The organism is Bacillus sp. 05T22, from assembly GCF_056396765.1.
On sequence record NZ_JBFTMC010000052.1, the window covers coordinates 21,268 to 27,439 of the forward strand.

The 6,172-nt window shown below is 35.5% G+C and carries 7 protein-coding genes; 3 read left to right on the plus strand and 4 right to left on the minus strand.

Annotated features, from left to right (window positions below; translation table 11 throughout):
* Positions 1 to 154 precede the first annotated feature (154 nt).
* Positions 155 to 682, plus strand: coding sequence for an isochorismatase family protein (locus tag AC1DIT_RS16255; protein WP_016132579.1), 528 nt, complete (start codon positions 155 to 157; stop codon positions 680 to 682).
* A gap of 84 nt (positions 683 to 766) precedes the next feature.
* Here the strand turns inward: AC1DIT_RS16255 and AC1DIT_RS16260 are convergent, their stop codons facing one another.
* The 3 genes from AC1DIT_RS16260 to AC1DIT_RS16270 all read right to left on the minus strand — a co-directional run bounded on the left by AC1DIT_RS16260 (position 767) and on the right by AC1DIT_RS16270 (position 4,245).
* Positions 767 to 2,299 carry a fatty acid--CoA ligase family protein gene (locus tag AC1DIT_RS16260; RefSeq protein ID WP_476998289.1) on the minus strand — a complete coding sequence of 511 codons (1,533 nt, stop codon included), beginning with the start codon at positions 2,297 to 2,299 and terminating at the stop codon, positions 767 to 769.
* A gap of 210 nt (positions 2,300 to 2,509) precedes the next feature.
* Positions 2,510 to 3,499 (minus strand): lipoate--protein ligase, encoded by a 990-nt coding sequence (locus AC1DIT_RS16265; protein ID WP_033671014.1) that lies wholly within the window; start codon positions 3,497 to 3,499, stop codon positions 2,510 to 2,512.
* Between the two features lie 11 nt (positions 3,500 to 3,510).
* On the minus strand, positions 3,511 to 4,245 hold the full coding sequence (locus AC1DIT_RS16270) for an MBL fold metallo-hydrolase (RefSeq protein ID WP_016132576.1): 735 nt from the start codon (positions 4,243 to 4,245) through the stop codon (positions 3,511 to 3,513).
* Positions 4,246 to 4,445: 200 nt separating this feature from the next.
* On the opposite strand from AC1DIT_RS16270, the gene yhfH reads away from it, so the two are divergent.
* Positions 4,446 to 4,574: a protein YhfH gene (gene yhfH / locus AC1DIT_RS16275; RefSeq protein WP_000567010.1), complete on the plus strand. Its 129-nt coding sequence runs from the start codon at positions 4,446 to 4,448 to the stop codon at positions 4,572 to 4,574.
* 40 nt (positions 4,575 to 4,614) lie between these two features.
* Here yhfH and AC1DIT_RS16280 read toward each other — a convergent pair whose 3' ends face one another.
* Positions 4,615 to 5,628 (minus strand): LacI family DNA-binding transcriptional regulator, encoded by a 1,014-nt coding sequence (locus AC1DIT_RS16280; protein ID WP_016113707.1) that lies wholly within the window; start codon positions 5,626 to 5,628, stop codon positions 4,615 to 4,617.
* Between the two features lie 197 nt (positions 5,629 to 5,825).
* Here AC1DIT_RS16280 and AC1DIT_RS16285 point away from each other — a divergent pair.
* Positions 5,826 to 6,172 (plus strand): helix-turn-helix transcriptional regulator (locus tag AC1DIT_RS16285; protein ID WP_476998290.1); only part of this gene is annotated, 347 nt, incomplete at its 3' end.

Consider the following 6,172-nt stretch of genomic DNA (forward strand, 5'->3'; position numbering starts at 1 on the left):
ACCTCTTTGCTTTTGCTGAATGTTGTAGTGCTTACTACCCAAAAAAGTTTGCTCATTTTAGGATACGTTTTGTTGAGCAGGGACATTTTCTTTTATTGCAAGGTTTTATTACCTTCTGCTATATTTAAAAAGAAACTAAAGGAAGTGCTACTTGATGAAACAGGCTCTAGTAATCATTGACATGCAAGAAATTTTCTTTAATTATCCCCAAAACTATTTATTTAATAATGAGCAATTAGTTACAAATATAAACGAACTAATTAAGCAAGCTCATGAAAAAAATATACAAGTTATCTTTATTCAACATACGAGTCAAAACGAACAAGACGAACTTTTTGAAGGAAAAGATGACTGGAAACTTCATAAAAATTTATTCCTATCCCCTACCGATAAAATTATCCAAAAATCAAAATGGGATTCATTCTATCAAACTGAACTCTTAGATTACTTAAAGACCAATGAAATAGAACAACTTATTTTCGCAGGAGCACAGACTGAGTTTTGTCTCGACACGACTATTAAAGCTGCCTTTAGTTTAGGGTATCAAAAAAATCTACTTTTCAAAGAAACACATAGTACAATAGATGGTGCTATTTTAGATGCGGGTGATATTATTAATCATCATCAATCTATTTGGAATAACAGATTCCTAACTGTCATTGATGGTAAAATAAAATTATAAATATAGAATTCTATTATAAAAATAAAACGAACCATCCTTATTTACGGACGGTTCGTTTTATTTTCCCTAACAGTTATCCATGTTTTATGCTTGCACTGCCTTTTCCCTTAACGCTCTTCTAAGTAGTTTACCAGTCGTATTCTTCGGCAACTCCTTCAAAAACTCGATACTCTTTGGCACCTTATATTTTGCAAGATGTAAAGAACAGTAATGCGTTAACTCTTCTTCTGTTACCACACCATTCTTCAGAACAACATAGGCGCGCACTGCTTCTCCTAAATTTTCATCTGGAACACCAATCGCAACCACTTCCGCAACCTCCTCATGTTGGTATAATACTTCTTCTACTTCACGAGGATATACGTTATAACCACCTACAAGGACAATATCTTTTTTACGATCAACAATATAAAAGTAACCTTCATCATCCATTCTTGCTAAGTCTCCTGTATACAACCATCCATCACGAAGCACTGCCGCTGTGTCTTCTGGTGCATTATAATATCCTTTCATCACGTTTGGACCACGAACAATTAATTCACCTACTTCGCCTACAGAAACTTCTTCCCCAAGCTCATTCACAATTTTATTTTCCACATGCCAAATATTTGTTCCAATCGAACCTGGTTTACGCGGACGATCTAATGGATTAAAGCAAGTAACTGGTGAAGCCTCTGATAATCCATATCCCTCTGAAACAATAACATTAAAGCGATTTTCAAAGTTTTTCAGGAGAGCAACAGGCATAGAAGCCCCGCCAGAAATACATAGACGAAGTGTCTGAACATCGTCTGCGCTTGCTTCCTCATATAAATATAAATAATTGTACATTGTCGGTACACCGGCAAATATTGTCGGTTCATACGTACGACAAATACGAAATACTTCTTTCGGACTAAACTTTGGTAACATTAAAATCGTTGCACCGTTAACAATTGGGGCATTCACTGCAACTGTTAAACAAAACACATGAAACATTGGAAGCGCAGCAACAACGCGATCATCCGCAGTATATTGTAAATACGATGCTACATCGCTAGCATTACTATATAAATTTTTATGTGTAAGCATAGCGCCTTTTGGCTTTCCAGTTGTTCCTGACGTATACAAAATAACAGCTACGTCTTCTTCAGTTAGCTCAGGACCTTCATAAGATAGATCACCGGTTCCTATAAGACTAGTAAACGTTTTCATTTTTTCAGTTTCTGTATGATTAAAATCTGMTGAGGTTTCACATATGATGATATGTTCAAGWGAAGGAAGTCTTGTTGTAAGAGATTGTATAACAGGTAGAAGAACGTCGAGTGTGATGATTGTTTTTACATCTCCATTTTGTAAAATATAATGCATTTCGTCTGCTGTATAAATTGGATTAATTGGAATGACAGTTGCTCCAGCTTTCATCGTCCCATATAAACCAACTAAAAAATGTGGTGAATTACCAACAATTAATGCGACATTGTCCCCTTTCCCAATGCCCATTTTTGCTAAATTACCAGAAAACCTTGTGACCATTTTGTTTAATTGGTCATACGAGACCGACTGATCCATAAATATATACGCCGGTTTCTCTCCTTTCTGTTTTGCTGTTTCAGCTAAAGATTGAACGAGATTCACACAAACCCCACCTTTATAAAATTTAGAAAATTTAAAAATTCTAAATACATTATATTAAAAGAAAATTAAAACAGCAAGTAACATTTAATTAACTGCATATAAATGAGCATTCATTCATTTTTTAATTAGAGACTCTATTTCTTGTTTTTATGCGCTTTTTTGCAACAAAATAAAAAACAGTCATACGGACAATATGACTGTTTTTACGAGTTAAAAGAATAACGCTAAGAAATCGTCTTTTGTTATATTACCAAAGTAGCGTTTTACATCTACATCTTCTAAAGCCGCGGCAAAAGCTTCTTTATCAAACTGTACTCCTGTTAAACACTCTTCAATATCATGAACATCTTCCACGCCAAAGAAATCACCGTATACTTTACATTCTGTCACTGTTCCTTTTGTTACCTCTAGGCGAACATCAACTTGTCCAACTGGGAAACGGTGTGAATGTTGTAAGTTGAACTTAGGAGACTTTCCGTAGTTCCAATCCCAATTACGGTAGCGCTCTTCAGAAATTTTGTAGATTTCTTTCCAATCTTCTTCTGTTAATTCATACGTTGGAATTTCTGTTTCGCCTTCAAAAATCGTCGCTAGAAGAAGCTGTTTAAATTCTTCCGTTGTCATTTTTTCATTTAAAAATTCCGTAATGTTCGCTACGCGGCTACGAATTGATTTAATCCCTTTTGATTGAATCTTATCCATTTTTACTTTGAGTGCAGATACAACGTGATCGATTTCAGAATCAAATAGTAATGTACCGTGACTAAACATACGACCTTTCGTTGAAAACTGCGCATTACCTGAAATTTTTCTACCTTCAGCTAAAATGTCATTTCGACCGCTAAGCTCTGCATTTACACCTAATTTTCCAAGCGCTTTCGTAACAGGCTCTGTGAACTTTTTAAAGTTATGAAAACTATCCCCATCATCTTTCGTAATAAAGCTGAAGTTTAAGTTCCCTAAATCATGATATACAGCGCCTCCGCCAGACAAGCGTCTTACGACATGAATACCTTTTTCTTTTACATAATCAGCATTAATTTCTTCTACTGTGTTTTGGTTTTTTCCAATGATAATAGAAGGTTCGTTAATGTAGAACAAAAGGTATGTTTCGTTAATATCTAAATTTTTCACGCAGTATTCTTCAATCGCTAAGTTAATTGTTGGATCTGTAATTCCTTTATTATCAATAAATAACATCATATCTCACCTCATGAATTCCAAACATAACCGCTATGCGCAAGCGTAATGCGGCCGTCAAAAATTTGTTTTGCTTCTTCTACTAAATCAGATGTGTTTCCTGTGTGCGGCAGATGCGTTAACAGTAATTCCTTTACATTTGCATTCTTTGCAATATCCGCTACTTCTGTACTATTCATATGCCCTGCTTTTGCAGCTTCCTGATGTGCATACATATTGCACTCACAAATAAATAAATCTGCATCTTTTGTAAATGGAATAAATTCAGGAATGTAGCTAGAATCAGCACTATATACGATGACTTCATCTCCCACCGTAATACGCATCGCATAGCATATAACAGGATGCACCGTCTTTAAAAATGAAATAGAGAACGGTCCAATCTGTAATGTTTCTTCCGGATTGTACACAAGCCCTTTCGTGTGTGGTGCATGTGTTAAGGAAGAGAATCCTTGCACATCAAATCCATGTCCATAAATCGGTAGTTCTGGTAATTGCCCTTTTGCCATGCTTGTAATTAATCTTGCATATTGCAATACCCCAATATCCGCAACATGATCGTGATGATAATGTGATAACAGAACCGCATCTATATCAGATGGTGTTATATATTTTTGAATCTGTGCTAGTACACCACTACCACAGTCAACAAGTAAACGAAAACCATCGTGTTCAAACAAATACCCCGACGTTGCTTCTCCCACTTCTGGAAAGCCGCCCCAAAAGCCAACAACAGTCATTTTCATATGTATCCATCCTTTCTAAACCACTAGAAATGCAGTATTCTTCCTCTAATGAGAAAGATTTTTACTTACACTCTACATTGTTAACTATAATCCATTTCCTAAACTTTTTCATTATTTTTCACTTTGTTATAAAACAGTTGTTGACATTTCATTTTTGTACTAATACAATGATACTAAGAAATGGAAATGGAGGGATTTACATGATCGATCAACCTATGGAATTTTTCAGAAATTTACCAACAAAAACGTGTGCGCACTGCGGGAAGGAAATTGATGAGCAACACGAAGCATATCATAATAAATGTGACGATTGCGTTCACGAAGAATAATAGTTTGTAAACATAAGAAAAACCTAGCAGACATTGTCTACTAGGCTAGTAACATCGTATTTTTCATCGTTGAACCTTTCACCAAGAGCTCCAGTTCAAACTCATACAATTCTTTTTTGCGATAATTTTTCGTATGGATTTTATCCATCATTAAATCAACAACTTTATGAGCCATTTCATCAATTGGCTGTTCAATCGTTGTAATACCCGGCTCTGTAATCTGTGATAAAATTTGATTATCAAAGCCAACTACAGCTAAATCATCAGGAATACTCCAGCCATGGCGTTTCGCTTCTGCGATAATTCCAGCTGCGACTTCATCGCCTCCTGCCAAAATAGCGGTAGGATTTTTTTTGTCCTTTAATACTTCATGGAATATTCTTTTTCCATCTTCCCAAGAGAAAGCGTTTTCAAGAAAATCAATCGCTTCTACTTCTTTGCTCTTTTCAGTGATTGCACGTAAAAAGCCCATTTTTCGCTGTTGGCTCACTACTTTTGTTTCATTTCCACGGCAAAAAATAAGGTTGCGATAATCTTGTTCTAGCACATGTTTCGCAGCTATGTATGCCCCTTGTGCATGATCAAATTTAACCGTTGGAATATTTGCTTCTTCAATGTATTCATTACATAACACGATTGGACCGTGTTGTAAATATGGCTCCACGTTCTCCCATGGATTCTCAAGTGAACATAAGATAATACCATCAACTTGTTTTGTTGATAACAGTTGTAAGTATTCCATCTCTTTTTCTGGTAAGTATCTTGTTTGGCAAATAATCAGTTTATATTTATGTTCAGAAGCAGCAATTTCAATTGCTTCAATAAATCTACTGAAAAAAGGATTTGTAATCCTTGGAACAAGAACTGCAATTGTTTCTGTTTTCTGTTTACGAAGTCTTCTTGCTGCAGAATTAGGAACGAATCCTAAATGCTTCATCGCCAATTGAACTCTCTTTTTCTTCTCATCTGATACATACGGATGGTTGTTAATCACCCGAGAAACCGTTGTTCTTGATAACCCCGCTAATTTCGCCACGTCCTCGATCGTTGACACGAAATTCTCCCCCTTTGTATGAAAACGTTTTCTTAAGTAGATTATATAGTATATTATTGGAAACTGCAATATAGGGTCKYATGATTTTACTATATTAATATTATACATAGGRAAAAGTCTGTTATTTGCAGGAAGATTTGACTCCTATTTAGAACATCACAATAAGRATATTTATTACATATGAAGGATGATATTTCATGAATCGRACRGATCGTTTACTCTCTATTCTCATTGAGTTACAGAGAAAACAAATTGTTACAGCTCAAAGTTTAGCGGGAAAATTTGAGACGTGTAAAAGAACAATATATAGAGACATGCAAGCACTCAGTGAATCAGGTGTCCCAATCTTTTCAATGCCTGGACAAGGTTATTCTTTAATGGATGGTTATTTCTTGCCGCCCATTCAATTCAAACCAGAAGAGGCAGTAACTCTTCTATTAGGAAGTGATTATGTCGAACAAAATCTCGACTCAGCTTTTTCTATACATGCAAAATCTGCTAAAGAAAAATTAGAAGCAATCCTCCCTTCTGAACAGCAAAAGAA